Genomic DNA, 26,000 nt, shown 5'->3' on the forward strand with positions numbered 1-26,000 from the left:
TTTGTACGAGTGGCTGGAAGAGCAAAATCTCGTGGCAGAACGTTATCAGGATCAATTCACGATCGCTGTCTGGAGCGATTGCCAGTGAACTTGCGATGCAAGAAGGAGAAATGGTACTCCAAAGACATCGGTATACTTATGATGAGATGAAACATGCCATAGAGTGGAGCATTGGCTACTATAACACAAAACTCAAGCCGTACATTGTAGATTATCAGACATAAAGTAGGCTTCTTACTTTGTAATATGATAAGATGTCGCTATATCTGAACATTTTGACCATAGAAAACAGGTGAGAAGATGCGAAAAAAAGTGACAATGCAGCAAATCGCAGATACGGTTGGTGTGTCCAAATTCGCTGTATCAAGAGCACTCACAGGCAAATCTGGAGTTAGCGAACAAACAAGAGATAAGATCATTCGTACTGCGGGACAGCTGGGTTATTTTAAAAATGGATTTGGCGGTGCTTCAAGAGCTGTTGCGTTAGAACAAGAAAAGGAGAAAGAGCTACCCCCTGATTGGCGAAAACAGACAGGTACAGTCTTGGTCCTATTTCCGAATATAAGGTATCAAAACAAAGATTCTTTATATTGGGGTCCTATGTTCGAAGGCATATCTGCAAGGCTTAATGAGAAGGGATTCGATATTCTGACTCTAACTGAACCTTCTTCGGATAAAGTGTTCTCGTTACTAAATCCCGATGCGATTCAAGGAGTGATTACGGTGGGTGCTGTATCTTCTGCGCTTCTGCTTGAATTTCAACGTATGCAGATCCCTGTAGTTATGTTGGATCATTCCGATTCGGCATTTCACTGTGACACCGTTTTTAGTGACAATATAAGTCTCATGAGAGAGATGATGAATCAACTAATTGCAACAGGTTATCGCAAGTTTCAGTTTGTAGGGAATATTTATGATGCACCTAGCTTTTTAGAACGATGGACGGCATTTCGAATGACTCTTGATGAACATAACATTCCTTTGGAACAGAATACGAAATTGTTTCACGAAGAAACTGAGGATCTCCAGCAAGCGGTGAGCGAGATTCCAAAAAGTCAACTTCCTGAAGTATTTGTATGTGTAAATGATTCAACAGCACGGTTTGTTCTTGAACAATTATCCAACCAAGATGTGTCGGTACCAGAAGACTGCGCTGTAACGGGTTTTGATAATGTGGAAACAGATCTTCCGCTACTGGCTACAGTCGATGTGAATAAGTCATTACTTGGGAGAAGGGCAGTGGATCAATTGTTATGGAGAGTAGATCATCCGTCTTTACCGGTGGAACGACTTCTTATCCATGCAGATCTCATGTTCAGGGATACATATATGACAGTAAAAAGAGGCTAGTTATCAAAAAGGGGAACCATTAATTTTGGGATGCCAATTCCAGAATTAATGGTTCTTTTATTTTCTGTTTTCTTTTTTGACCATAACAAAAACATCTTATGATTCATTTTGTTATTCAGAAATTGTGAACAATTAAAGACAACGAGGCAGTGATTTGGAAATGGGAATTGCTTTGCATTATGAAGCTGAAGTTAGGATAACTGATTAACTTGAACTCCTATAGAATATAGGCAAGTAACCGTCAAAGCTTATTGTAATGACCTATTATAAAAAAATAGCAAAGGGATACCTAAATGACAGTAACATACTTTTAAAATAACAAAATGTTATTTATGTAAAAAATTGTTTGACTAAAATCAAAAGGTGGTGTTATTGTTGTTTTGTAAAATGATTCCACTTATTTTGCAGGTGCAATCATTTTTAGATAACAGACAGCTATACTGTAACAAGGTGTCATCATTACAAAGGGGGCTATGTACTTTGAAAAACATGAAAGCGCTTTTAATTTTATTGTTGGTGTCGTGTTTTGTGATTGTAGCCGGATGTAGCGGAGGAAAAACAGCAGAAAATCCAACTCCGCCAGAAGTGGAAGAAAAAACTCCAGAAAAGACAGAAGAACCACAAGCACCTGCTGTTGATCTTGGAGGTAGAACAATCAAGCTGTCAGCGTGGTGGGATCTTACACCAACCGATGCAGATGCTACAGGGCAAGCATTGGTTGAGCAACAGAAAAAAGTAGAAGAAAAGTATAATGTGAAAATCGAATACGTTAACGTACCTTTTGAAGAGTACATGGATAAGTTTACTACATCCGTTCTTGCAGGAGAACCATTCTCCGATATTGCCTTCCTTGAATACAAAAGTGCCTTGCCAACCATTCTGAAAGGCCAGCTTCTCAAAATTTCTGAATTTACCGCACCAACCTCTAGTATAAACACAGATCAGCGACTAGCTAATCCAGCACCACCGCTTCTTGGAGAGCTATACGCCTTCAATGGCGGAGTCAAAGGAAACGGCGGTCATGGAATTCATTATAATCGTGACCTATTTGAAAAACTTGGGCTTCCAGACCTCCAACAATTGTATGACAATGGCGAGTGGACCTGGAGTAAATTCCTTGAAATAGCGAAACAAGCAACAAAAGATACAAATAACGATGGGAAAATGGATACTTATGGATTCTCTGGATGGGCAGCTGTAGTCGGACGTAACTTTATTGCAGCGAATGGTGGAAACACTGTTCTCGATCCAGAAAATGGGGAATCGAATGCTAAAGAAGGGTTTACAGATCCAAAAGCAATTGAAGCTATTGAATTTTTGGCATCTTTATACAGCAACAATGTAGTAAAAGTGAAGACGGGAGACAAAGTGAATTGGGAAGAAGGCGACACCTTTAAAGACGGAGACGTTGCGATGTTCCATGCAGCACAGTGGATGGTCGGTGATCTGAACTTTGAAGTTGGGGTTGTCCCTTATCCAGTCGGACCACAAGGAAGCCCAGAAGTCACTTATGCGGATACAGGTTTGAATGCATATTTCATTCCGAAAGGCGTAAAAGATCCGGAATTGGTATATCAAGTATTTGAAGAATTATTTGATGTTCCTCAACTGGAAGAATATCCAACGCAAAACTATTTGGAGAGTTTATACTCCACGGAAGATGATACACGTATTATTCGCGAACATATTACAGGTACAGGACTTGTAGGGTTGGATGAAGCTTACCCAGAGTATCCATTCAATGATTTTATTGCTGATGTGATTGTGAATAATGCTTCCGTTGCATCTGCGGCGGAGAAATTTAAACAACAGGCGCAAGCTTCGATCGACAAGCTGGGAGCAGCCAAATAAGTATGAAGTTTAGCAATCTACGAGAACAAGGGAGCATTATTAAATTAAGCTCCCTTTCGTAGATTCATCTGCCTAAGATAGCAGAGGGGGGAGTTACTATTGAAGGGCCAGAGAAGAGTCTGCGTATGGATCATGAAAAGTATTATTATTGCGGGTTGTGTATCGCTTGTATTTGCCGGAGGCAACAGTCAATTGGCCTTTGCTACTTCAGTAAACACAGATAATGTAGAGACCGAAAAGGGTGATTTGTCATCTTCGTCGACTTCAATAAGCGAAGATAATGGATATCAACTTTCCAGCACTGAACTGTACAGTGAATATATGGAGAAATATAAAGAGGAACCTTTCCCTACAAGCGAAATCGTATTAGGTGCGGATATGGTAAGCGATTTGAATGGGGAAGACAGTGAAATCATTACTGATTTTGAAGGGAAAACCGGAAAGTCGGTAAAAACCGGAGAAAAAAGCAGTGTCACGTGGACTTTTGAAGTAGCAGATCCAGGTTTGTACCAGCTGGAAACGAACTACTATCCAATCGAAGGGAAAAGTTCTGCCATAGAACGAAGTGTTCTGATCGATGGTGAACTTCCTTTTCAAGAAGCAGCTTTCATACAGATGGACAGAGTATGGGGCAATGTAAAGGATGAGCCTCAGCAGGATAATCGAGGAAATGATCTTAGGCCTCAACAGCAGGAAAAACCAGTATGGAAAACGACCTTGTTTAAAGATTCCAATGGATATTATGAAGAACCATTCACTTTTTATTTTAGCGAGGGAGAACACACATTAACGCTTACGTCTCAGCGTGAGCCGATGGTGATCAATGAAATCAGACTTTTACATGAGGAGCTTCCGCCCGAATATACTACATATGCTGCAGAGTATAAGGATCAGGTGCAGCGTACGCCTGACGATGTGTTCATAGAACTTCAAGCTGAAAAAGCGTCAGCTAAATCCTCACCGACACTTTATCCGTTAATGGATCGTTCCTCACCGGCAGTGCAGCCGTATAGCCCGTCCGTATCTAAAATCAATACGATAGGGGGGTATAACTGGCGAATCCCCGGTCAGTGGATTGAATGGAACGTAGAAGTGCCCGAGGAAGGCATGTACGAGCTAGCTTTTAAAGCAAAGCAAAACTTCTCACGAGGAGTCTATTCTACCCGAAAAATCATGATTAACGGAGAAATTCCTTTTCAAGAAATGAATAGAGTATCCTTCCGTTACAAGAGCAGTTATGCGATGCAAGTTATGGGGGATGATGAGAATCCTTATTTGTATCATTTGAAAAAGGGAACAAACGTCATTCGAATGGAAGTAAGTTTGGGTGAATTTGCATCACTGATTAGAGAGGTACAAGAAAGTCTAACTGAACTAAATGCCATGTACCGAAAAATATTAATGATTACAGGTACAGCACCGGATGAAGTACGGGATTACAGACTTAGCGAACGCGTACCTAATATCCTGGATGTTTTTGCAAATGAAAGCGAACGATTAAAAGCAGTAGGAAAACGTTTACGTGAGTTATCTGACGAAGAAGGGGATCAAGATGCCCTGCTCAAAACGATGGCTCTGCAGCTCGATGAAATGATTGAAGATCCGGATACGATACCGAGAAGGTTATCTGCATATAAAACCAATACAGGCGGACTTGGAACTTGGTTACAGCAAACAAGGGAACAACCGCTGGAAATTGATGCTATCTATGTTACTTCTCCTGGGAAAAAAGCTCCGGAAAAAGGGATGGGATGGTTTGCCCGCACTTGGCACGAGATCGTAACCTTCTTCTATTCCTTCTTTATTGATTATGACCAGATTGGTAATGCTGCTACGGGAAATACGGATAAGACGATAACCGTATGGATTGGAAGCGGTCGTGATCAGGCCAATACCATTAAATCAATGATTGACGAAACGTTTACGCCGGAATCAGGGATACAAGTCAATCTTAAGCTCGTGCCGATGAATTCACTACTTCCTGCTACTCTTTCGGGGGAAGGGCCAGATGTAGCAATGCAGATGGGTAACGATGTTCCTGTGAATTATGCCATGAGAAAAGCTGCGGCTGATTTGTCTCAGTTTGATGACTTTAATGAAGTGAAGCAGCAGTTCAGAGAGAGTGCCATGGTTCCTTACACTTTTGAAAACGGAGTGTATGCTTTACCTGAAACGCAGACATTTAATATGTTATTTTACCGAAAAGACGTACTAGAAGAACTGGGTCTTCAAACACCGCAAACTTGGGAAGAAGTAGGAAGCCTCTTGACTGTACTTGATAAAAATCATATGGACTTTGGCTTACCGCTGGTAACGCAGCCTCAATATCCTGGTGAAAACGTTCCGCCGAATTCCGTGTATTCCATGCTCTTATTCCAAGGTGGCGGTGAGTTCTACAGAGATGGAAGCAAGGAATCTAATCTGGACTCAAAAATTGGAATGGAAGCGTTTAAACAGTGGACTGAATTTTATACGGATTACAAATTAGAACGTGAATACGACTTTGCGAACCGATTCAGAACAGGCGAGATGCCGATTGGTATCGCAGATTACACTACCTATAACCAGCTGACTGTGTTTGCTCCGGAAATTCGAGGAATGTGGGGATTTACTATGATTCCTGGTACCGTGCAAGCAGACGGATCTACTGATCACACGGTTGCCAGCGGTGGAAGCGGGGTACTGATGCTCGAAGATGCAGCAGATAAACAAGCGGCATGGGAGTATATGAAGTGGTGGACTAGTGAAGAGACGCAAGTCAAATTCGGAAGAGAAATGGAAGGGCTGATGGGTGCAGCAGCCAGATATCCAACGGCGAATATCGCAGCACTCGAGAAACTTCCTTGGCCAGTCGAAGATTATGAGAATCTGCAAAAGCAGATGGAGTGGGTCAGAGGAATACCGGAAGTGCCAGGTGGATATTTTACCGGCCGCCATCTCATTAATGCATTCTATCGTTCCGTTGATGCAAAGATCGAACCAAGAGAAGCACTTATGGACTATGTACAATATATCCAAGATGAGATTCGTGTAAAACGTAATGAATTCGGTCTGCCGGAGTAAAGGAGGGTGAGACGTCATGTCAGATTTACAACTTAAAAATAAAGTGGGGGGCGTCCCTCCAGAGGAACGGTCGCTTCGGCGCCGTGAGCGGCGGAAACAAAAGCTTCATCAGATCAAAATTAATAAACATTTATATATCCTGATGGCACCTTACATGGTCCTGTTTTTAATGTTTACAGTATTGCCTGTTCTTTTATCCATCGTAATCAGCTTTACCTATTTCAACATGCTCGAAATGCCTAAATTTGTCGGTTGGCAGAACTACACCAGATTGTTTCTAGAAGATGATATTTTTCTAATTGCTTTGAAAAATACATTTTTATTCGCTGCCATTACAGGTCCTGTAAGTTACTTAGCTTGTTTTATATTTGCATGGATTATTAATGAACTTAGCCCGAAATTACGGGCGCTGATGACCCTGATTTTCTACGCACCTTCCATTTCAGGTAACGTATTTTTCATTTGGCTCCTGATCTTTTCGGGAGATCGTTACGGAATCATCAACGGTTTGCTCATTAAGCTGGGCATTCTGCTAGAACCAATTCAGTGGCTCAAAACAGAAGCGTATATCATGCCTATTATCATACTCGTGCAGCTTTGGCTAAGTCTTGGAACAGGTTTCTTAGCATTTATTGCTGGACTGCAAACGGTAGATAAGACGCTCTATGAAGCAGGTGCGGTGGATGGAATAAAGAACCGCTGGCAAGAGCTGTGGTATATTACGCTGCCTTCGATGAAACCACAGCTGATGTTTGGTGCTGTTATTCAAATCACTTCTTCGTTTGCTGTAGCCGATGTATCCATTCAGCTGGCAGGTTTTCCGAGCGTCAACTATGCCGCAGAAACGATTGTTACTCACTTAATGGATTTCGGTACCATCCGATTCGAGATGGGTTTTGCATCCGCAATTGCTACCGTTCTATTCATGCTAATGGTGGGTTCTAACATGATCGTTCAAAAATTGCTCAGGAAAGTAGGTGAGTAAAGCGATGAATTTTACGCTTAGCATGTTCCGTAATAAAAGAGTGAATCGCTCTTTCTGGGGCAGCTTCTTCCTCTTTCTGCTCCTGGCTGTGATCGGTGCTTTTATGGTGTTGCCATTGGTGTATGCAATCAATGCTGCTTTTAAACCGCTGGATGAAATCTTTATTTTTCCTCCAACTTTGTTCGTGAGAAATCCTACCCTAGATAACTTTGCAGACTTAATAAATCTGCTGGGTGCCTCATGGGTTCCTTTTACAAGGTATATCTTTAATACGGTATTTATCACGGGTGTAGGGATTGTTGGGCACGTGCTGTTAGCATCAGCAGCTGCTTACCCGCTTGCAAAACATCGTTTCCCAGGCAGTAATCTCACGTTTAAGCTCATTGTATTATCACTGATGTTTACTCCTGCAGTTACTGCAATTCCTACGTACATGATCATGTCTTGGTTAGGATGGGTTGACACTTACTGGGCGGTCATTATTCCAGCTTTCTCATACCCGTTAGGGCTGTACCTTATGAAGCAGTTCATGGAGCAGATTCCTGATGCACTAATCGAAGCAGCAAAAATCGATGGGGCAACGGAATATCGGATTTTCTGGACGATTGTTATGCCTAACGTAAAGCCGGCTTGGCTGACTTTAATCATTTTACTATTTCAAATCTTATGGGGAACGGATGGCAATGGCTTTATTTATAGTGAGCAGCTCAAGACGCTGACTTCGGCAACCACCAATATCGTACAAGGCGGGATCGCAAGAGCTGGGGTTGGAGCTGCGGTTGCACTGATGATGATGAGTGTGCCGATTACGATTTTTGTCTTCTCACAAAGCCGGATTATTGAAACAATGGCCACATCCGGAATGAAGGAATGAGGAGGGTGGATACCAATGAAGCAAGCATATAGACGTCTTCTCAGCCGCACGATTCTGGGTGTTGCTGTTTGTTCCATGGCACTTGCTTCCCATGGCACCGCAGTACTTGCAAAGGCTCCTTATGAGAGTTACACCTACGATTATTATGAGGAAGCGGTACCTGCTCCAGATGCATATTTGCCAGAGAAAAGTATATCAGGGCAAGATCTCGGAATCGGCAGTTTTTCTACACCTCAAGATCTCTTTGTGTCAAACGAGGGGGAGATTTACATTGCAGATACGGGAAATAACCGAATTGTGATTTTGACGGATGACTGGAAGGTGGTAAAAGTGATCACCTCCTTCCAGCATGATTCAAAAGAAGATACTTTTCTAGCCCCGAGCGGGGTAGTCGTAAGCGAAGATGGGAATTTGTATGTAGCGGATACGGAAAATAAACGAGTTGTTGTTTTGTCTCCAGAAGGAAACCTGATTCATATCATTGAAAATCCTCAGTCCGATTTACTGGGAGCTTCCTTTTCCTTCGTCCCACTTAAGTTGTCAGTAGACGCTGGCGGGCGGGTTTTTGTCATCGCAAGAGGGGCATATGAAGGAATGTTGCAATTTGATAATAATGGTGAATTTATCGGATACTCTGGAACCAACAAAGTTCGGCGTGATTTTACAGACTACATATGGAGGCTCCTTGCAAGTGATGCTCAAAAGAAACAGATGCAATTATATATACCAACCGAGTTCTCAAATCTTGATATAGGCAGCAAAGGATTTCTGTACGCAACTAACGTAGATCCAGGATCAACGGAACCTGTAAAAAGATTGAATCCTTCCGGTGAAGATGTACTGAAACGTTACGGTTATTTTGATGTCAAAGGAGATCTTGTATACCGCTTAAGAGGTGCATCGGGAGGTCCCTCCCGACTCGTTGATATCAAGTATTGGGGCAACGGGATGTACAGTGTACTTGATGCACTGCGCGGACGGGTGTTCACCTATAACGACGAAGGTAATCTTCTATTCATCTTTGGAGGGATCGGTACGCAGGTCGGTACGTTCCGTACACCGGTAGCATTAGACCGACTGGGAAATAAGCAACTGATATTGGATCAGGGAAAAGAAACGATTACCATTTTCAAACCGACGGAATATGGAACTGCAATTCAAGAAGCCGTTGCACACCATTATGCCGGTGATGACACAAAAGCAGTTGAGAAATGGCGAGAGGTTCTGCGTCTGAATGCAAACTACGATATCGCTTATATCGGTATTGGAAAATCACTTTTGTATGATAAGCAGAATAAAGCAGCAATGGAGTATTTTAAACTTGGGATGGACCGTAAAAATTACTCAGTTGCCTTTAAACGCCATCGGAAAGAAGTGCTACAGGAACATTTCGGGACCTTTTTGACGGTAGCTACCGGCGGAGTTGTACTGATTATTGCTTTACGGGCAGTTCGATCACGGAGCAGAAGGAGGGGAGAGCGAAATGAAGCAGGACTTTTTTAAGTTCCCATTGCATCTGATCGTACATCCATTCGACGGTTTCTGGGATTTGAAATATGAAGGAAAAGGAAAAGTCAAAGTTGCTCTCATTATTGTATTCGTTCTGTTTCTTACGTTTGTCCTTCAGCGGCAATTTGCAGGTTTTCTAGTTAACTACAATGACCCAAGAACGCTGAATAGTTTAGCTGAACTTCAATATGTTATTCTTCCTTTTTTTCTATGGTGCATTGCAGGTTGGTCGATTACGACCCTTATGGAGGGAGAGGGGAAATTCCGAGAAATTGTGATGGCCACTGCTTACTCTCTTGTACCCATCATCTTGATCTATCTACCGATGACTCTCATTAGCCGATTTTTAACCGTAGAAGAAAGCTCTTTTTATTATTTATTTAATACCTTTGCTATTATCTGGTTCTTATATCTGCTGTTTGTAGGGACGATGACAGTTCATCAGTATACCCCAGCGAAGACGATCCTTACGATGCTGCTAACCGTTGTAACGATGGGAATTATGGTTTTTCTAGGTACACTGGTCTTTAGTCTAATTCAGCAAATGATCGAGTTTATCGTTAATATCTACCGGGAATTGATATTCCGAATATAAAGGAGGCGTAAGTCTAGTGAACATGAAAAAAAGTGCTTATATCATACTGGCTTGCGTCCTTTTGCTTGCGAGTTCTGTATTTTTTCTGCTCGGAAGCGGGCGTATTACCAGCATTGAACCGCAAAGTTATATTCAGTCGGTGACGTCAGAAAAAGGAGAACATGAACCATTTCGGGCGATGAGTGATCAGAGTACAGGGATTCCAGGTATGACGCTGGCTGCCGCGAATGATGCCTTGAGTCTTTATATCGATCCGAAGACTACGGTAATTGCAGTTAAAGACGCAAAATCAGGAGATATATGGTACTCCAATCCCGAAGAGCGTGCGGAAGATTCAATCGCGGCTGCTTTTGAAAAAGATGTCATGTCATCGCAGTTGTCTATATCTTTCCGTAACACACTTGGAGTGCAGGATACTTATACGAATCATAAACTTAGTATAGAAAAAGAGCAGTTCGAATTGTTTAGCATTCAGGACGGCGTCCGTATTGAATATACGATCGGAGATACGGAACTTGGCATTGATGCTCTTCCAAAATTGATTAGCAAACAGCGTCTGCAAGAGAAAGTGCTCGATAAACTAAGTCCAGCAACTGCGAAATATGTGGAGACCAGATACCTGGTGTCGGAAGCCAATCCGGAAATTCTGGAGAGGGCTGATGCTCAAGTTAGCCGTCCACTCGTACTCCGAAAAATGACGGCTGCTTTTGAAGAAGCAGGATATACAGCAGAAGATCTTGCTGCGGATAACGAAGAGAATGGAATGGCTGCATCTGATGGGCAAGGTAAGGCGAAATTTAAAATTCCGCTTGAATATCGTCTTGAAGGCGATACACTTACGGCAACGGTTCCGCTAAGTCAGTTGGAAGAAAGTGAAGGACAACGCATTCAAAGTATTGATTTACTTGCTTATTTTGGCGCAGCTAAAGCAGGCGAAACAGGTTATATGCTCGTTCCTGATGGTACGGGTAGCCTGATCTATTTAGATAACGGCAAGACCAAGGAAGAGCAGTATGTACAGCCTCTTTATGGTGCAGATGCGAATGATAACAGCCGGTCAAGAGGTCAGGTGGCTGAAAAAGCACGAATGCCCGTTTATGGTCTGGTAAGCGGTGATCGCGCATTTTTTGCAGTCATTGAAAAAGGCGATGGGAATGCTAGTGTTGCTGCTGATATCAGTGGAAAACAAAATTCCTACAATCATGTGTACAGCCGTTTTATCGTCAGAGGTGAAGATGAGCTTGAACTTTATACAGGCAGCAAAATCCAAGAGATTCAGCTTCTATCCGATGACAAATATACAGGCGATGTACAGGTGAAATACTCCTTCTTATCCGGCGATGAAGCGAACTATTCTGGCATGGCAAAAACATATCAGGAGATGCTTGTTAAGGAAGGGAAATTGACGCAGACAACAGAAGAGGGAGATCTTCCTTTCTATGTTGATGTGCTCGGTGCTGTCGATAAAAGAGAGTCTTTCTTGGGTGTACCTTATAACGCAACTGCACCTATGACCACTTTTGAAGAAGCAGCGCAAATAACAGAAGCGCTTCAGAAGGAAGGTATCTCAAGTATACAGATGCGATATCTTGGATGGTTTGGCGAAGGAATTGAGCATAAGGTTCCTGCTCAGCTTCGTTCAGCGGGACTAGGGAGTACGAAAGAGTTGAAGGTGCTTAATGACTTGCTTCAAAAGAATGGCGGCGGTCTTTATCCCGATGTTGCTTTCTTACATGTCTATCAAAAAGGAAATGGATTCAGTACATCTAGGGATGCTTCCCGTTTTATTACAAAAGAAGAAGCATTGTTATCTCCGTATGATAGAGCGCTTAATCGGATGTCAACTAGACTGGATAGTTATTATCTATTGTCTCCATCCAAAGTGCCGGATGTCGTTTCTAAATTTATGGAGAAATACGAAAGTAAAGGAATCGAAGGGCTTTCCCTTCGCGATCTAGGAGATGCGCTACATTCAGATTATCGCAATAAACGCATCATTTTTAAAGAAACAGCAAGACAAATATCAGAAGAGCAAACAGCGCTCCTGGCGGAAAAATATCCGAATCTAATGGTATCTGGAGGGAATATATACGCGCTTGGCTCTGCCAAACATATTATTAATACCCCTTCAGGTTCAAGTGGTTTTCAGCTTACTGACGTAACCGTACCTTTTTATCAAATGGTAATTCATGGATATAAAGATTACGCTGGTGAACCTATGAATCTAGCGGCAGATACGGATGTTAAGTCACAGCTCTTACAAAGTTTGGAACAGGGAAGGGCACCTCATTTTCTGTGGAGCGCAGAACCTGCTTCAGAACTTAAATTTACTCGTCATGACAAGATGTACTCGACCCATTATGAGGAATGGATAGATGAAGCGACGAAGATGTATCAGGAAGTAAACGAAATTCTAGCTCCTCTTCGTACCGTTCATATTGATGAACGCGTAGTTCATCAGCCGGGAGTGATTGAAATGCAGTACAGTAATGGAACGAACTTATGGATTAATTATAACGATAAGCCTGTTGTCATAGGCAAGGTTTCTATCCCAGCTCAGCATTATTTCGTAGGCGGTGATGAATCATGAAAGGGATGGGACTCACACTAACCAGAAAGAGATCCTTACTCGGGTTACTTTTCATATCGCCTTGGCTGGTGGGATTTATCTTTCTGTTCTTAATGCCGATGATTCAATCGATTCGGTTCAGCATGAGTGATCTAAGTGTCGTTCCCGGGGGATATGAACTGAAGTTCACAGCTTGGAATAATTTCCGGGAAGCGCTGTTTATTGATGCGAATTATAATCGGATTTTAACTGAATCCGTGTTACAAATGATTGTAAATGTACCGCTGATTTTATTCTTCAGTCTCTTCTCTGCTGTACTGCTGAATCAGAAGTTCAGAGGACGTTCTCTTGCAAGAGCCATTTTCTTTTTACCTGTTATTCTAGCATCAGGAGCCGTTGCTTCGGCTGAAGCAGCCGGCTTGATTAATCTGATTGGTAACGCTACGGCTGCTGAGGAAGCAGGCCTTTCGTCTTCTCAGTTTAATACAATGGCAATGGTGAATTTGCTCGCAGAAGCAGGTATGCCGCTGGTCATGACTGATTATATTGTTGATGCTGTTATGCGCATTTACGATATCATCCGCAGCTCAGGTGTACAGATCCTTATTTTTCTTGCCGCACTCCAATCTGTACCTACTACGATGTATGAAGTAGCCAAAATGGAGGGTGCTACCGGTTATGAGTCTTTTTGGAAGATTACATTTCCAATGGTAAGTCCACTAATTTTAACGAATGTCATTTATACGGTGATTGATTCTTTTACAACAAGTCCGATCACGCAAACGATCTATACGACGGCATTCCAAACACAAAACTTTGGGCTGAGTGCTTCTATGTCCTGGCTATATACGATTGTCGTAGGCATACTGCTTCTCATCATTGGGTTCCTAATTTCGAAAAAAGTTCATTATAACTGAGTTCACGTTAGATAACGAATGAGGAGGTGGAGGCTCATGGAAACGGCAACAAAACAGGGTAGAAGTGATGCGGTTGTATTTAAGATGCAGCGAACGAAAAATAAATTGCTCGATGCCCTTTGGTCTATTTTTCGCTATGTGCTCATCATTGGTATATCATTTGTCATCTTGTACCCGATTCTTATGAAAATCTCGACAGCCTTTAAAGATAAGGGAGATATTTATAATCCCACTATCTATATGATTCCTGTCCATTTTACACTGGATAACATAAAGCTTGCATCCGAGGTGTTGAACTACTTCCCGCTGCTAGGTAATACGCTCCTATACGTATTTGTGATGATGGTTCTTACGACGGCATCTACGGCTCTTGCAGGATACGGGTTTGCTAGATTTGAATTTCCAGGCAGCAAAATCTTATTCGGAATGGTGATTCTTACCATTCTTGTACCTTCTAGTACGCTTATGGTGCCAATGTATTTGCACTTTCGAAGTTTTGATATTTTGGGTATGATCTCCCTTTTCACTGGAAAAGAAGGGGTTAATCTACTTAACACCTACTGGCCATCCATGATTACAGCAGGTACGGCAACAGGACTGAAAGCGGGACTATTTATCTATATTTTCCGTCAGTTTTTTAAAGGAATGCCGAAAGAAATCGAAGAGGCTGCTCTGATTGATGGTGCAGGAGGAATAAAGACATTCATACGAATTATGCTTCCTAATGCGGTTCCTCCGATGATCACCGTTATGCTGTTCTCTTTTGTGTGGACGTACAATGACACCTTTTATCCGTCGCTGTTTATGAGCGAGACGAATCTGATGTCATTAAAAGTTTCATCTCTTCCTTCGCAGATTAACTTGATTATTCCGCAGTTGCTCGGGTTATCTGGTACGGATATTAAAGCAGATCCGAACCATGTAGCGATGCTCGTTGATACTGGAATATTGCTAGCGATTGCCCCTCTCATCTTATTGTATCTATTTGTACAACGTTATTTCGTCGAAAGTGTGGAGAGAACGGGAGTAGTAGGTTAATTAACAGAAAACAAAACAATGTTTTTTCAACAGTTATTCAAAAACCTAAAATTAGGATAACAAAATAATTGAAACGTTTTCGATAACATGAGACAATGAGCAGAGGATGATATCATCTGAGCCAAAGAAGTGAAGAAAGTTGGATCTTTATAGGGTCCGATTTTCAAATCTTCTTTGGCTAAGATTCCCATGAAACGCTTCAAGGAAATTTAACACAATTGGAGGATTTCAAACCATGCAGGAAACAAACTTAGTCTTAAATACAGATTGGACTTTTAAGGCATGTGATGAGCAGGAGTGGAAGAACGCAGAAGTTCCCGGTTTTGTCCATACAGACTTGCTTAAAAATGAACTGATTCAAGATCCATTCTTTGGAACTAATGAAAAGCTCGTTCAATGGGTTGATAAGAAAGATTGGGAATATAAAACCACGTTTCAAGTTACTGAAGAGATCCTTACGAAGGAACATGTAGATCTCGTATTTCATGGACTAGATACTTATGCAGATGTCTATCTAAACGGTGTACATATCCTATCTGCTGACAATATGTTTCGTGTATGGGAAGTGGATGTAAAATCAAATTTGAAAGCGATTAACAATGAACTGCGTATTGTATTTCGTTCACCTATTCAAGAAGATTTACCGAAACTAGAAGCACTCGGATATCAGCTGCCAGCAGCGAATGATCAATCTGAAGTAGGTGAATTAGGCAAGAAGAGAGTGAGTATTTTCGCAAGAAAAGCACCTTATCATTATGGTTGGGATTGGGGTCCAAGATTCGTAACGAGTGGGATATGGCGTGACATTGAGCTAAGAGCTTGGTCTGAAGATTACATTGCAGATGCCTATATTCATCAGAATAAGGTTAACGAAAGTGTCGCAGCACTTACAGCAGTATTAGAAGTTAACGTTGATCAGGCAGGCTCGAGAGTGATTCGTATAGAAACGGATGGCGGAGAATGGACAAAAGAAGTTGATCTCCCTGCTGGGGAATCGAAAGTAGATGTCAACTTTGAACTTGAATCGCCGAAGCTATGGTGGTCTCGAGGTCTCGGTGATCCTCATATGTACACTTTTAAAATTGAAATATTGGACACTAAAGGAAGTCGCACGAAAGCAGAGCGCTATATTAAAACAGGGATTCGCAGTATCCGCCTTGTACAAGAAGCAGATGAATATGGAACATCGTTTTACTTCGAACTTAATGGAGTTCCTGTCTTTGCTAAAGGCGCCAACCATATTCCGAATGACAGCTTTGTAACAGAGGTAACTTACGAAAGATATCGTCATGAGATTGAGTCAGCTGCTCTGGCGAACATGAACATGCTCCGCGTTTGGGGCGGAGGAATATACGAACAGGATGTTTTTTATGATCTGTGCGATGAATACGGAATTTTGGTGTGGCAGGACTTCATGTTTGCATGCAGTATGTACCCTGGAGATAAGGCGTTTCTAGACAGTGTGCGACATGAAGCTACAGATAATATTAAACGTCTGCGGAATCACCCGAGTATTGCTCTTTGGTGTGGTAATAATGAGATGGATTCCGCCTGGGCGCATTATAACGAAAATGGTGGCTGGGGCTGGAAGAAAGACTTCACCCAAGAACAACGCGATAAAATTTGGGCAGACTATGAAGCCATTTTCCATAATCTGCTTCCTGAAGTTATTGAGGGGCTTGTACCGGGTGCGGATTACTGGCCATCATCTCCAATCGTATCGATCTCGAATGACATTAATCAGCACGCAACAAACAGTTCAGTTACAGGAGATGTACATTATTGGGGTGTGTGGCATAACGCAGAGCCTTTTGAGAATTACAACCTTCATCTCGGAAGATTCATGAGTGAATATGGATTCCAATCCTTTCCTGAGCATAAATCTGTACTAAAATATGCAGAACCTTCAGATCTGGAACTAACTTCGGAAGTTATGATGGCTCACCAGAAGAATGGTGATGGGAATCGTTTGATTAAAAAGTATATGGATATGTATATGACAGAGCCGAAGGATTTCCCTTCCTTTTTGTATATGAGTCAAGTCCTGCAGGCAGATGCTATGAAAATGGCAATAGAAGCACACCGAAGAAATCGTCCTTTTGTGATGGGAACATTGTATTGGCAGATGAATGACACTTGGCCTGTAGCTTCCTGGGCAGGTATGGATTACTACGGTAATTGGAAAGCGCTGCATTACTACGCAAAACGCAGCTTTGCTGATGAGATGATTTCTATTGATGATACGAAGCCGGGAAAAGTGGATCTTTATCTTCTATCCGATGTACTTCAGCCGCTGGAAGGGAATATCAGCATTCGTCTTGCTGATTTTGACGGTACTCTGCATGAAGCTCAGACGCATATGGTAAGTATGGCGGGAAATACAACAGGGCTGGTCCTTTCTTTGGATAGAGAACAGCTTCTTAGTGGAAAAGACGAGCAGCGTACTGTGATGATTGTGGAACTTGTCCGTAAGGGCGAAGTGATCGATAGTCAGAAACACTACTTTGTACCTTTCAAGGATATGAAATTAACAGAATCTCGAATTGAAATTACAGAAGTAGAGGGTTCCGAAGGAAGCAAATTCCACTTGAAAACCTCTGTTTTAGCAAAACAAGTATGGCTTGACAGCAATGAAGAAGGAATCTTCAGCGATAATTTCTTTGACCTCATTCCTGGCGAGACGAAAGAAGTTTCGTTCTATGCACGTAAGGGCGGGGACCAAGCGTTTGAACTTGCAAATCCAGGAGAACTGAAGGTACGCTCTATGTCTGATTTTATTAAGGAAACACAAGTACAAAATCAGTAATTATATAATGGTTGAGCAATTCCCGGCTGTGATCTTTACAGCCGGGAATTGTTATAACTTATTTTCGAAGGGAGAAAATATAATGAACGAGATAAAATGTGCAGTAGCGATGAATCAAATTGGATATCCGATAAACGGGCAGAAAACAGCCGTTTTCAATGAGAAGTCATCTGGATTTCATATTGAAGAAGAAGGAACGAAAAGAATAGTGTATCGCGGAAAAACCTCGCAACCTGCTTTCGATCGATCCTCAGGGAGTGAAGTGAGAAAAGGCGGTTTTTCCGAACTGGCTAAGCCAGGTACTTATGTTTTGGTGGATGATGAAGGAAATCGCTCTACTCCTTTTGCCTTGGAAGAAAGACCTTACGGTGAATTACATAATGGATTATTGAAAGCGTTTTACTATTTGCGCTGTGGAGAAACACTAGATGAGAAGTACGCGGGGGAATGGGGACATAAATCTTGTCATACAAAGTTAGGTGTAGTTCATGGGGAAGAAGGGGTATACCTTGACGGAAATGGAGGATGGCATGATGCAGGAGATTATGGAAAATATGTTGTCGCTGGGGCGAAAGCGGTGGCTGATTTACTGCTAGCCTATGAAATGTACCCGAAGGCTTTCGTTAATTCTATTCCTCTCCCAGAGTCAGATCAAGTCATGCCGGACGTGCTGCATGAATGCAAGGTCGAGCTTGATTTTTTGTTCAAAATGCAAGACAAAAGAAGTGGAGGAGTGTATCACAAACTGACGACTAGGCATTTCCCTGGTTTATCTATAATGCCAGAAGATGACCTGGATGAATTGGTCTTTTCACCCATATCTGCTGCTGCGACAGCAAGTTATGCAGCGATCATGGCGTTTGCATCCCGGATATACCGTACATATGATCTTTCCTATGCGGATCAATGTCTACGTTCTGCTGAGTATGCTTGGGAGTGGATTTTGAAGCACCCAGAAGCAGGAGGTTTTAAAAATCCAGCGGATATTACAACGGGGGAGTATGGAGATGGTTGCCTATTTGATGAAAAATATTGGGCTGCTGCCGAACTTTATCATACAACCAATCAGGAGAAATACCACTCCGCTTTTCGGGAATACAGTACCGAGTCTTTTCCTAAATGTGAGCTAGGCTGGGCAGATGTGGGAGGTTACGGCACAATTAGCTACTTGCGTAAAGGGAAAACTGAGGAGAATCAAACTCTATATGACTCATTACAGGAAGAACTGATTTCGGAGGCTGAACGTCTTTTAAGTATTTGCGAAAATGATGGATACGGTATCTCTCTAGAAGAAAAAGATTATATGTGGGGCAGTAATATGGTTCTTATGAACCGGGCGATGTTACTGCTAATCGCAATGGAGTGGTCTCCAAAACCGGAGTATGTAAAAGCGGCTGCTCAACATTTGCATTATTTGTTAGGGCAAAATACACTTCACTTATCTTATGTTACAGGCTTTGGAACTCATTCCGTTATGAAACCGCATCATCGACCATCGGTAGGAGATGATGTAGATGCGCCGGTTCCCGGGATGGTAGCAGGAGGTCCTAATCGAAATCTGAATGATGAGATTATGGAGCGTACTTTACAAGGGAAACCCGCTGCAGCAAGTTATATTGATCATGAAGACAGTTACGCAGGCAACGAGATTACGATCTACTGGAATTCACCTGCTTTGTTTGTCGTTTCCTACTTTAATCAAAAATAATTAATGTTTTAATGCCAAAACCACCCTATTCTCTTGGAGAGTAGGGTGGTTTTGGCATTTCTATCAAATAAATCAGCTAATATTTGGTGTGCTTTCTCTTATGATCGGTTTGGTATAAATATGGGAGACCTGATAGGGTTGCTTAGGATCTTTAATTCGAGACAGAAGCATTTCTGCTGCCTTAACACCCATTTCATTCCTATAAATATGAACCGTAGTAAGTTGAGGCTCAACAATTCTTGATTCTACAGCATTATCAAAACCACAAATAACGATGTCATCAGGAACAGATAGTGTATTTTTGATTGACTTCATAAAGGTAACGGCGATGTGATCGTTAGCACAGACGAAAGCAGAAGGAAACTCACTGATTTCCCTCAGTCTATCATCTGCCCACTCCGGGCTTGAAAAGAATAAACGATCCTCATCAAGAATGCACTGTGAGAGATCAAGCTGAACTCCTGATTCCGTCAGAGCACGATTAAAGCCAACCCATCTCTCATTAAAACTTCTACAATGGTTATAATCCCCGATAAAGCCTAATGTTTTGTAACCGCCATCTATTAACTTTTTGGTGAGTTGATAACTACTATTTTCATTCTCCATTAGCAGTACATCTGCCTGAAATTCAGGGTAACAGATATGTGCAGAGCAATCGATGAAAATCGTCGGAATATCAAGACTTGTAATCAGCTTGCTATATTCCAAATTGAATAACTCGATACAAATAATACCATCCACATTGGAGACATCAAAATTATTGGGTAGAGACAAGGATTCTTGATCAATGTCTCTTACAATGTGAATTGATAAGTTATATCCCTCCGCGCTGATTCGCTTTTCAAGACCGCTGATCAGTGCTGAACCAAAGTGGGAAGTGTTAGGTAAGTTTTCTGTTAATAAAGCGATGTTACCGGAGTTTTTAGATAAAATACTTTCTATCTCCATAAAAGCGAATTGTTTGTACTTTAGCTCTATCGCTTTTTTTATCACTTTATTTCTGGTTTCATCAGGTATATTACTACTTCCATTCAAGGCTTTGGACGCGGTATTTCTGGAGATCCCCAAAGCATTTGCTATGTCTTGAATGGTTACTTTTTCCCTAGCCATGTATGTAATTTCACCTCTATATTCATGTTCATTATATTTACCACAAACTGTGTATTTGTTGTCATTATTTCAATCCCTTTAAATGTATAATAGTTTGCTTTAAATAGCAACATAATGTTTACAAATGCACAATTTAGTTTACAAAAGTCAATAAATAACTTATGCAATATATCAATTTAGATTACTTATCATTGTGAATATGTCAGATTGAATCTATAGATATAATCTTGAAATTATATATTATTCAATGAAATTTCATTTAAAACCACTTTTTTTGTGAATATGTAAAAAAATCAGAATTTTTATGAATAAAATATATTGTCAAATGCACAATATTATTTTTACAAAATATGTTGACGAATAATGGTATGTTTGGTAAATTGTAAATGCATCAGGACAGAAACATAAATGAAAGCCCTTCAATGTACTGTTCAAAATGTAAACTTTGTAGATGAACGGAGGTAAAGGCATTGCATAACTCATTAGAAGCTAAACACAGTCCCGTGGTGCCGAGACATAAGGGCTCATTGCTTGACTATATAAAGAAACATTACTTTCTTTATATCTTGCTCGCACCGGCTGTAATTCTGACCCTTATTTTTAAATATGGTCCTATGTACGGTGCGATCATCGCCTTTAAAGACTTCAGCCCAATCAAAGGAATAATGGGAAGTGAATGGGTGGGGCTTTACAATTTCGAGAAATTTCTTTCTTCTCCCAATTTCGAACTGATCTTTATGAATACGCTTCAATTAAGTTTCTTTGGTTTAATTCTGAGCTTTCCAGTTCCGATCTTGCTTGCTTTGATGTTGAATCAGGTACGCAGAGCTGGAATCAAAAAGAACATTCAATTGTTCTTATACGCCCCTAACTTTATTTCCGTCGTCGTCGTGGTTGGGATGTTATTTATTTTCTTGTCTCCAACAGGTCCGATTAATCAACTCTTTAGCTGGATTACCGGTGAACCCATTATGTTCATGTCTCGCCCTGAGTACTTCCGCTGGATCTACATACTATCGGATATTTGGACTGGAGCAGGTTGGGCTTCCATTATATATGTAGCAGCTCTTGCTAATGTCGATCCCGAGTTACATAATGCAGCAAATCTCGATGGTGCTAATCTTCTTCAAAGAATCCGTCATATTGATCTGCCAACGATTCGCCCGATAATGGCTATAGTTTTCATCCTTGCAGCCGGTGGCATCATGTCTATTGGATTCGAGAAAGCCTATCTGATGCAGACGGCAATGAACTTACCAACATCTGAAATCATTCCGACTTACGTGTACAAAATTGGTTTGCAGTCCGGTGACTATGCTTACTCAGCAGCTGTAGGATTGTTTAACTCTCTCATTAATGTCATCTTGCTCGTTACGGTTAACTTCATCGTGAAGAAACTCAATGACGGCGATGGTCTCTACTAAGAAAGGAGCAACTAGTCATGCCCATTAAACATTCCGGACTCGATCGCTTTATTCTTGTGCTGAATGCCATCTTTCTAACATTTGCCGTACTTATTGTCATTCTTCCTTTGGTCTATGTTGTAGTCGCTTCCTTTATGGATCCGTCGGTGTTGCTTAGCCAAGGGTTGTCCTTCAAATTGTCAGACTGGTCTATAGAAGGGTATCAAAAGATTCTTTCTAACCCGGCCATGATCCGTGGTTTTGGAAATGCTGTTATATACTCCGTTTCATTTGCTATCCTCACCGTCCTTGTCTCGATCTGTGCAGGGTACGCCTTGTCTGATGACAGGTTAAAAGGAAAAGGGTTTTTCATGACACTTTTTATCATTACCATGTTTTTTGGTGGAGGACTGATCCCGACTTACCTTCTCGTTAAGAACCTTGGTTTGCTTGATACGGTTTGGGCTGTCATCATTCCGGGGGCGGTGAATATATGGAACATCATTCTCTCCAGAACATTCTTCAAAGGTGTACCGAATGAACTGAAGGAAGCTGCTAATGTGGATGGAGCGTCTGAAATGCGTATATTTTTCAGTATCGTATTACCGCTCTCAAAGCCAATTATTTTTGTGCTCGCTCTGTATGCCTTTGTTGGTCAGTGGAATTCCTACTTTGACGCAATGATCTATTTGGATAATCCCAATCTTCATCCGCTACAACTCGTACTGCGTTCCATCTTGATTCAGAATCAGGTAGATCCGGGCATGATCAGTGATCAACTTGCTATGGCAGAAATGAAACGATTGTCTGAAATTATTAAGTATGCTGCCATTGTTGTTTCTAGTTTGCCGCTTATCATTATGTATCCTTTCTTTCAGAAGTACTTTGAAAAAGGTGTCATGGTCGGTTCCCTTAAATAGGAAACAGGCTTGCACATAGACAAAGATAAGTTACTCATACCCAAATTTGTGGAGGTCATAGCAGATGAAAAGAATAAAAAAAACAAGAGTTTCAATGAAAGCAGCTTCCGCTTCTGTACTTGCTTCTCTTATGTTCCTGACTGCATGTGGAGGTGGAGGAGAGAGCGCGGCGAGTAAAGAACAGGACCCAAATGGTAAAGTAACCGTTAACTTTATTACGCAAAGCTCCGCACTTGCACCAGCTGATCCGAACGAGAAACTGATCAATATACGCCTTGAAGAAAAAACGAATGTTCATATTAATTGGAAGAATTTCACGAATGACGTATTTGTTGAAAAAAGAAACTTGGCTGTAGCCAGCGGTGATCTTCCCGATGCTATTTTTAATGCAGATTACAGTGACTATGAGTTGCTCAAACTTGCAAAAGACGGTGCCATCATTCCGCTGAATGATCTCATTGAGAACAATATGCCAAACTTTAAGAAAGTGCTGGAAGAGGCTCCTGAATACAAGAGTATGATTACGGCTCCAGACGGCAACATCTATGCATTCCCTTGGATTGAAGAATTGGGTAACGGTAAAGAAAGAATCCAGGCTGTAGACAGCATGCCTTGGATCAATGTGGAGTGGCTTAATAAGCTCGGCCTTGAGATGCCCAAAACAACAGAAGAATTAAAAGAAGTGTTGATTGCGTTCAAGACAAAAGATCCGAATGGCAACGGTAAAGCGGATGAAATTCCTTTGTCCTTTATTAACAAGCCGGGATCAGAAGATCTGGCATTCCTCTTTGGCTCGTTCGGATTGGGTGAGAATCCTGACCATGCGGTTGTAAGCGATGATGGCAAAGTGATTTTTACAGCGGCACAAGAAGACTATAAAGAAGCAGTTTCATTTATTAATGAACTATATAAAGAAGGACTTATAGACATCGAAGCATACACGCAAGACTGGAGTACTTACCTTGCAAAAGGGAAGGATCAAAAATATGGACTATACTTTTCTTGGGATAAGGCCAACGTTACGGGAGCAAACGATACTTACGATGTCATGCCCCCACTTGCGGGACCGGATGGGGAAGTTAACGTAACAAGAACGAACGCTCTTGGACTCAGCAGAGGTAAGATGGTTGTTACTAGTGCCAATAAAAACTTGGAAACGACAGCAAAATGGGTTGATCAACTATACGATCCAGTGCAATCCGTACAGAATAACTGGGGAACTTTTGGAGACGACGCACAGCAGAATATCTTCGAATTTGATGAAGCAAAAGGTATGCTGAAACACTTGCCACTTGATGGTGCAGCTCCTGTTGAACTGCGTGAGAAAACAAGTATCGGTGGACCGCTTGCCATACTTGATTCCTATTATGGTAAATATACAACCATGCCAGATGATGCAAAAGGCAGAATGGATATTATCAAGAACATTATGGCACCAAATATGAAAGCAGAAAATGTAATGCCAAGCGTATTTAATTCCATTGAAGAGCTTGATCGAATTACGACAATAGAAACAGACCTCTTCGCCTATGTACTTAGAATGCGTACTGAGTGGTACCAAAACGGTAAAATCGAAGCGCAGTGGGATGAATACCTGAAAGAACTGGATCGTCTTGGTTTGCAAGAATGGCTTCAAATTAAGCAAACTGGCTATGATAGAGCAACAAAATAAATAAGTCTAACATAAAACGGTGAAGGCCGTGTTTCAAGCAGTCACACTGCTGTGCACGACCTTCCTCTATTAAAAGAGAGATGGTCCTTGAATTCAGGACCTAATTATAGGAGTAAAGGAGATAAACGATAATGTCGACGATTGCGAAACAAAATTACCGAGGTCTCTATCATTTTTCACCGAAGGAAAAGTGGATGAACGATCCAAACGGTATGGTTTATTTTGAAGGAGAATATCATTTGTTCTTCCAGCATCATCCAGACGGGATGACTTGGGGTCCCATGCATTGGGGTCATGCGGTAAGTAAGGATCTTGTTACCTGGGAAGAACTCCCTATAGCGCTCGCGCCAGATGAACTGGGAATGATTTTTTCAGGGAGTGCTGTTGTGGATTGGAACAATACAACTGGATTTTTTGGCGATAAGCCAGGGCTCGTTGCCATCTTTACACATCATTTGGAAATGCCGGAGGGTAAACCAGCCATTCAGCGTCAAAGTCTAGCTTATAGCAAAGATAACGGAAGAAGCTGGACGAAGTATGAAGGGAACCCGGTACTAGAAGATGGTAGATTCGTTGATTTCCGTGATCCGAAAGTGTTTTGGAACGAGGAGACGAGTAAATGGGTAATGATAATTGCTTGTGGACAAACGGTGTGTCTGTATCATTCTCCAGATTTAATCAATTGGACGTTTGCCAGCGAGTTTGGCGAAGGAATCGGTTCTCACGATGGTGTATGGGAATGCCCGGATTTGTTCCCACTTGCAATTGATGGCGACAAATCGAACTTAAAATGGGTGATGCTTGTGAGTATTGGTGCTGATCCTGCTTTTGTAGAAGGTTCAAGAACTCAGTATTTTACAGGTGAGTTTGATGGAGAAGTTTTCACGCCGGATGATGATTCTCGTTCAACCCGTTGGATTGATTATGGGAGAGATAATTATGCTGGTGTAAGCTGGTCAGATGTTCCTGCTAAAGACGGAAGACGACTTTTTATCGGTTGGATGAGTAACTGGATGTATGCGAATCAAACGCCAACAGAAATTTTCCGCGGTGCGATGACCATTGCAAGGGAACTTTACCTAGAATCCAGAGGAGGGAGAATCGTTCTTGTCCAGAAGCCAGTAAAAGAGCTGGAAGCGGCCCGAATTCCTGTCCTTTCGTTACAGAATATATCTGTAAGAGAACTCAATGCTTCTCTTGCTGAGCTTCATCTGGAATCATACGAGATCAAATCTGTGTTTTCTCGAGATAAGTCTGTTGGTTTCAAAGTTAGAGTAGGGGCAGATAAACAAACTGTTATCGGTATTAATGCAAAGACGGAAGAATTGTATGTAGATCGGATGATTTCAGGCCAGCATGATTTCCATGAACATTTCCTTGGGCACCATTCTGCAAAATTAGAAGCCCTCGGTGAGTCAAATGATCTTCACATTTTTGTGGATTGCTCTTCAGTTGAAGTGTTCAGTAATGGAGGTCAAGCAGTTATTACAGATCTCATTTTCCCTGAGCGTGAATCTACGGGTCTTGCAGTATTAGCAGATCATGAGGATGACTTGGTCATTTCAGTCGATGTCTATAAGTTAAATCCCTCTTCCGATAAAACAAGAAGTAGCCAGCGGGAGGTTTGATT

At 41.6% G+C, this 26,000-nt stretch carries 18 protein-coding genes; 17 read left to right on the forward strand and 1 reads right to left on the reverse strand.

All coding sequences use genetic code 11. The features are described from left to right. Positions 1 to 50 precede the first annotated feature (50 nt). The 13 genes from H9647_RS26285 to H9647_RS04855 all read left to right on the forward strand — a co-directional run bounded on the left by H9647_RS26285 (position 51) and on the right by H9647_RS04855 (position 19,265). On the forward strand, positions 51 to 224 hold the full coding sequence (locus tag H9647_RS26285; RefSeq protein WP_404822582.1) for a UTRA domain-containing protein: 174 nt from the start codon (positions 51 to 53) through the stop codon (positions 222 to 224). A 94-nt stretch (positions 225 to 318) separates the two neighbouring features. After that, positions 319 to 1,350 carry a LacI family DNA-binding transcriptional regulator gene (locus H9647_RS04800; RefSeq protein ID WP_225229102.1) on the forward strand — a complete coding sequence of 344 codons (1,032 nt, stop codon included), beginning with the start codon at positions 319 to 321 and terminating at the stop codon, positions 1,348 to 1,350. A 489-nt stretch (positions 1,351 to 1,839) separates the two neighbouring features. Next, positions 1,840 to 3,201, forward strand: coding sequence for an ABC transporter substrate-binding protein (locus H9647_RS04805; protein ID WP_225229103.1), 1,362 nt, complete (start codon positions 1,840 to 1,842; stop codon positions 3,199 to 3,201). A gap of 132 nt (positions 3,202 to 3,333) precedes the next feature. Beyond that, positions 3,334 to 6,264, forward strand: a complete 2,931-nt coding sequence (locus tag H9647_RS04810; protein ID WP_191798557.1) for an extracellular solute-binding protein — start codon at positions 3,334 to 3,336, stop codon at positions 6,262 to 6,264. A 16-nt stretch (positions 6,265 to 6,280) separates the two neighbouring features. Continuing rightward, positions 6,281 to 7,249, forward strand: coding sequence for a carbohydrate ABC transporter permease (locus H9647_RS04815; protein ID WP_191798558.1), 969 nt, complete (start codon positions 6,281 to 6,283; stop codon positions 7,247 to 7,249). Positions 7,250 to 7,253: 4 nt separating this feature from the next. Then, positions 7,254 to 8,123 (forward strand): carbohydrate ABC transporter permease, encoded by an 870-nt coding sequence (locus H9647_RS04820; protein WP_191798559.1) that lies wholly within the window; start codon positions 7,254 to 7,256, stop codon positions 8,121 to 8,123. Positions 8,124 to 8,138: 15 nt separating this feature from the next. Then, positions 8,139 to 9,626 (forward strand): NHL repeat-containing protein, encoded by a 1,488-nt coding sequence (locus tag H9647_RS04825; protein WP_225229039.1) that lies wholly within the window; start codon positions 8,139 to 8,141, stop codon positions 9,624 to 9,626. Next, positions 9,607 to 10,227, forward strand: coding sequence for a Yip1 family protein (locus H9647_RS04830; protein WP_191798560.1), 621 nt, complete (start codon positions 9,607 to 9,609; stop codon positions 10,225 to 10,227). Before H9647_RS04825 ends, H9647_RS04830 begins: the two co-directional genes overlap by 20 nt. Before the next feature lie 22 nt (positions 10,228 to 10,249). Continuing rightward, positions 10,250 to 12,817, forward strand: a complete 2,568-nt coding sequence (locus H9647_RS04835; protein WP_225229104.1) for a DUF5696 domain-containing protein — start codon at positions 10,250 to 10,252, stop codon at positions 12,815 to 12,817. Beyond that, positions 12,814 to 13,713 (forward strand): carbohydrate ABC transporter permease, encoded by a 900-nt coding sequence (locus H9647_RS04840; RefSeq protein ID WP_191798562.1) that lies wholly within the window; start codon positions 12,814 to 12,816, stop codon positions 13,711 to 13,713. The genes H9647_RS04835 and H9647_RS04840 overlap by 4 nt, the downstream gene beginning before the upstream one ends. A gap of 36 nt (positions 13,714 to 13,749) precedes the next feature. Beyond that, the gene (locus H9647_RS04845; RefSeq protein ID WP_225229040.1) at positions 13,750 to 14,751 is read left to right on the forward strand and encodes a carbohydrate ABC transporter permease; all 1,002 of its coding nucleotides are present in this window, start codon (positions 13,750 to 13,752) and stop codon (positions 14,749 to 14,751) included. Positions 14,752 to 14,986: 235 nt separating this feature from the next. Continuing rightward, on the forward strand, positions 14,987 to 17,557 hold the full coding sequence (locus H9647_RS04850) for a beta-mannosidase (protein WP_191798563.1): 2,571 nt from the start codon (positions 14,987 to 14,989) through the stop codon (positions 17,555 to 17,557). Positions 17,558 to 17,639: 82 nt separating this feature from the next. Then, positions 17,640 to 19,265 (forward strand): glycoside hydrolase family 9 protein, encoded by a 1,626-nt coding sequence (locus H9647_RS04855; protein WP_191798564.1) that lies wholly within the window; start codon positions 17,640 to 17,642, stop codon positions 19,263 to 19,265. A gap of 72 nt (positions 19,266 to 19,337) precedes the next feature. Here H9647_RS04855 and H9647_RS04860 read toward each other — a convergent pair whose 3' ends face one another. Then, positions 19,338 to 20,375 carry a LacI family DNA-binding transcriptional regulator gene (locus H9647_RS04860; protein ID WP_191798565.1) on the reverse strand — a complete coding sequence of 346 codons (1,038 nt, stop codon included), beginning with the start codon at positions 20,373 to 20,375 and terminating at the stop codon, positions 19,338 to 19,340. A gap of 503 nt (positions 20,376 to 20,878) precedes the next feature. Here H9647_RS04860 and H9647_RS04865 point away from each other — a divergent pair. The 4 genes from H9647_RS04865 to H9647_RS04880 all read left to right on the forward strand — a co-directional run bounded on the left by H9647_RS04865 (position 20,879) and on the right by H9647_RS04880 (position 25,998). Further along, the gene (locus H9647_RS04865) at positions 20,879 to 21,799 is read left to right on the forward strand and encodes an ABC transporter permease (RefSeq protein ID WP_318245262.1); all 921 of its coding nucleotides are present in this window, start codon (positions 20,879 to 20,881) and stop codon (positions 21,797 to 21,799) included. 17 nt (positions 21,800 to 21,816) lie between these two features. Continuing rightward, positions 21,817 to 22,698 (forward strand): carbohydrate ABC transporter permease, encoded by an 882-nt coding sequence (locus H9647_RS04870; protein ID WP_191798566.1) that lies wholly within the window; start codon positions 21,817 to 21,819, stop codon positions 22,696 to 22,698. Between the two features lie 64 nt (positions 22,699 to 22,762). Next, positions 22,763 to 24,370: an ABC transporter substrate-binding protein gene (locus tag H9647_RS04875; protein ID WP_191798567.1), complete on the forward strand. Its 1,608-nt coding sequence runs from the start codon at positions 22,763 to 22,765 to the stop codon at positions 24,368 to 24,370. Positions 24,371 to 24,501: 131 nt separating this feature from the next. Then, positions 24,502 to 25,998 (forward strand): glycoside hydrolase family 32 protein, encoded by a 1,497-nt coding sequence (locus H9647_RS04880; protein ID WP_191798568.1) that lies wholly within the window; start codon positions 24,502 to 24,504, stop codon positions 25,996 to 25,998. Positions 25,999 to 26,000 lie beyond the last annotated feature (2 nt).

Origin of the sequence: Paenibacillus gallinarum (assembly GCF_014836635.1) — a bacterium.
Taxonomy (GTDB): domain Bacteria; phylum Bacillota; class Bacilli; order Paenibacillales; family Paenibacillaceae; genus Paenibacillus; species Paenibacillus gallinarum.

Bases quoted from the DNA above. Each gene is read 5' to 3' on its own strand.
- H9647_RS04840 (WP_191798562.1), top strand. From the start codon at position 12,814: ATGAAAGGGATGGGACTCACACTAACCAGAAAGAGATCCTTACTCGGG.
- H9647_RS04860 (WP_191798565.1), bottom strand. From the start codon at position 20,375: ATGGCTAGGGAAAAAGTAACCATTCAAGACATAGCAAATGCTTTGGGG.
- H9647_RS04845 (WP_225229040.1), top strand. From the start codon at position 13,750: ATGGAAACGGCAACAAAACAGGGTAGAAGTGATGCGGTTGTATTTAAG.
- H9647_RS04805 (WP_225229103.1), top strand. From the start codon at position 1,840: ATGAAAGCGCTTTTAATTTTATTGTTGGTGTCGTGTTTTGTGATTGTA.
- H9647_RS04815 (WP_191798558.1), top strand. From the start codon at position 6,281: ATGTCAGATTTACAACTTAAAAATAAAGTGGGGGGCGTCCCTCCAGAG.
- H9647_RS04855 (WP_191798564.1), top strand. From the start codon at position 17,640: ATGAACGAGATAAAATGTGCAGTAGCGATGAATCAAATTGGATATCCG.
- H9647_RS04835 (WP_225229104.1), top strand. From the start codon at position 10,250: ATGAAAAAAAGTGCTTATATCATACTGGCTTGCGTCCTTTTGCTTGCG.
- H9647_RS04880 (WP_191798568.1), top strand. From the start codon at position 24,502: ATGTCGACGATTGCGAAACAAAATTACCGAGGTCTCTATCATTTTTCA.
- H9647_RS04830 (WP_191798560.1), top strand. From the start codon at position 9,607: ATGAAGCAGGACTTTTTTAAGTTCCCATTGCATCTGATCGTACATCCA.
- H9647_RS04800 (WP_225229102.1), top strand. From the start codon at position 319: ATGCAGCAAATCGCAGATACGGTTGGTGTGTCCAAATTCGCTGTATCA.
- H9647_RS04875 (WP_191798567.1), top strand. From the start codon at position 22,763: ATGAAAAGAATAAAAAAAACAAGAGTTTCAATGAAAGCAGCTTCCGCT.
- H9647_RS04870 (WP_191798566.1), top strand. From the start codon at position 21,817: ATGCCCATTAAACATTCCGGACTCGATCGCTTTATTCTTGTGCTGAAT.
- H9647_RS04820 (WP_191798559.1), top strand. From the start codon at position 7,254: ATGAATTTTACGCTTAGCATGTTCCGTAATAAAAGAGTGAATCGCTCT.
- H9647_RS04810 (WP_191798557.1), top strand. From the start codon at position 3,334: ATGAAAAGTATTATTATTGCGGGTTGTGTATCGCTTGTATTTGCCGGA.
- H9647_RS04850 (WP_191798563.1), top strand. From the start codon at position 14,987: ATGCAGGAAACAAACTTAGTCTTAAATACAGATTGGACTTTTAAGGCA.
- H9647_RS04825 (WP_225229039.1), top strand. From the start codon at position 8,139: ATGAAGCAAGCATATAGACGTCTTCTCAGCCGCACGATTCTGGGTGTT.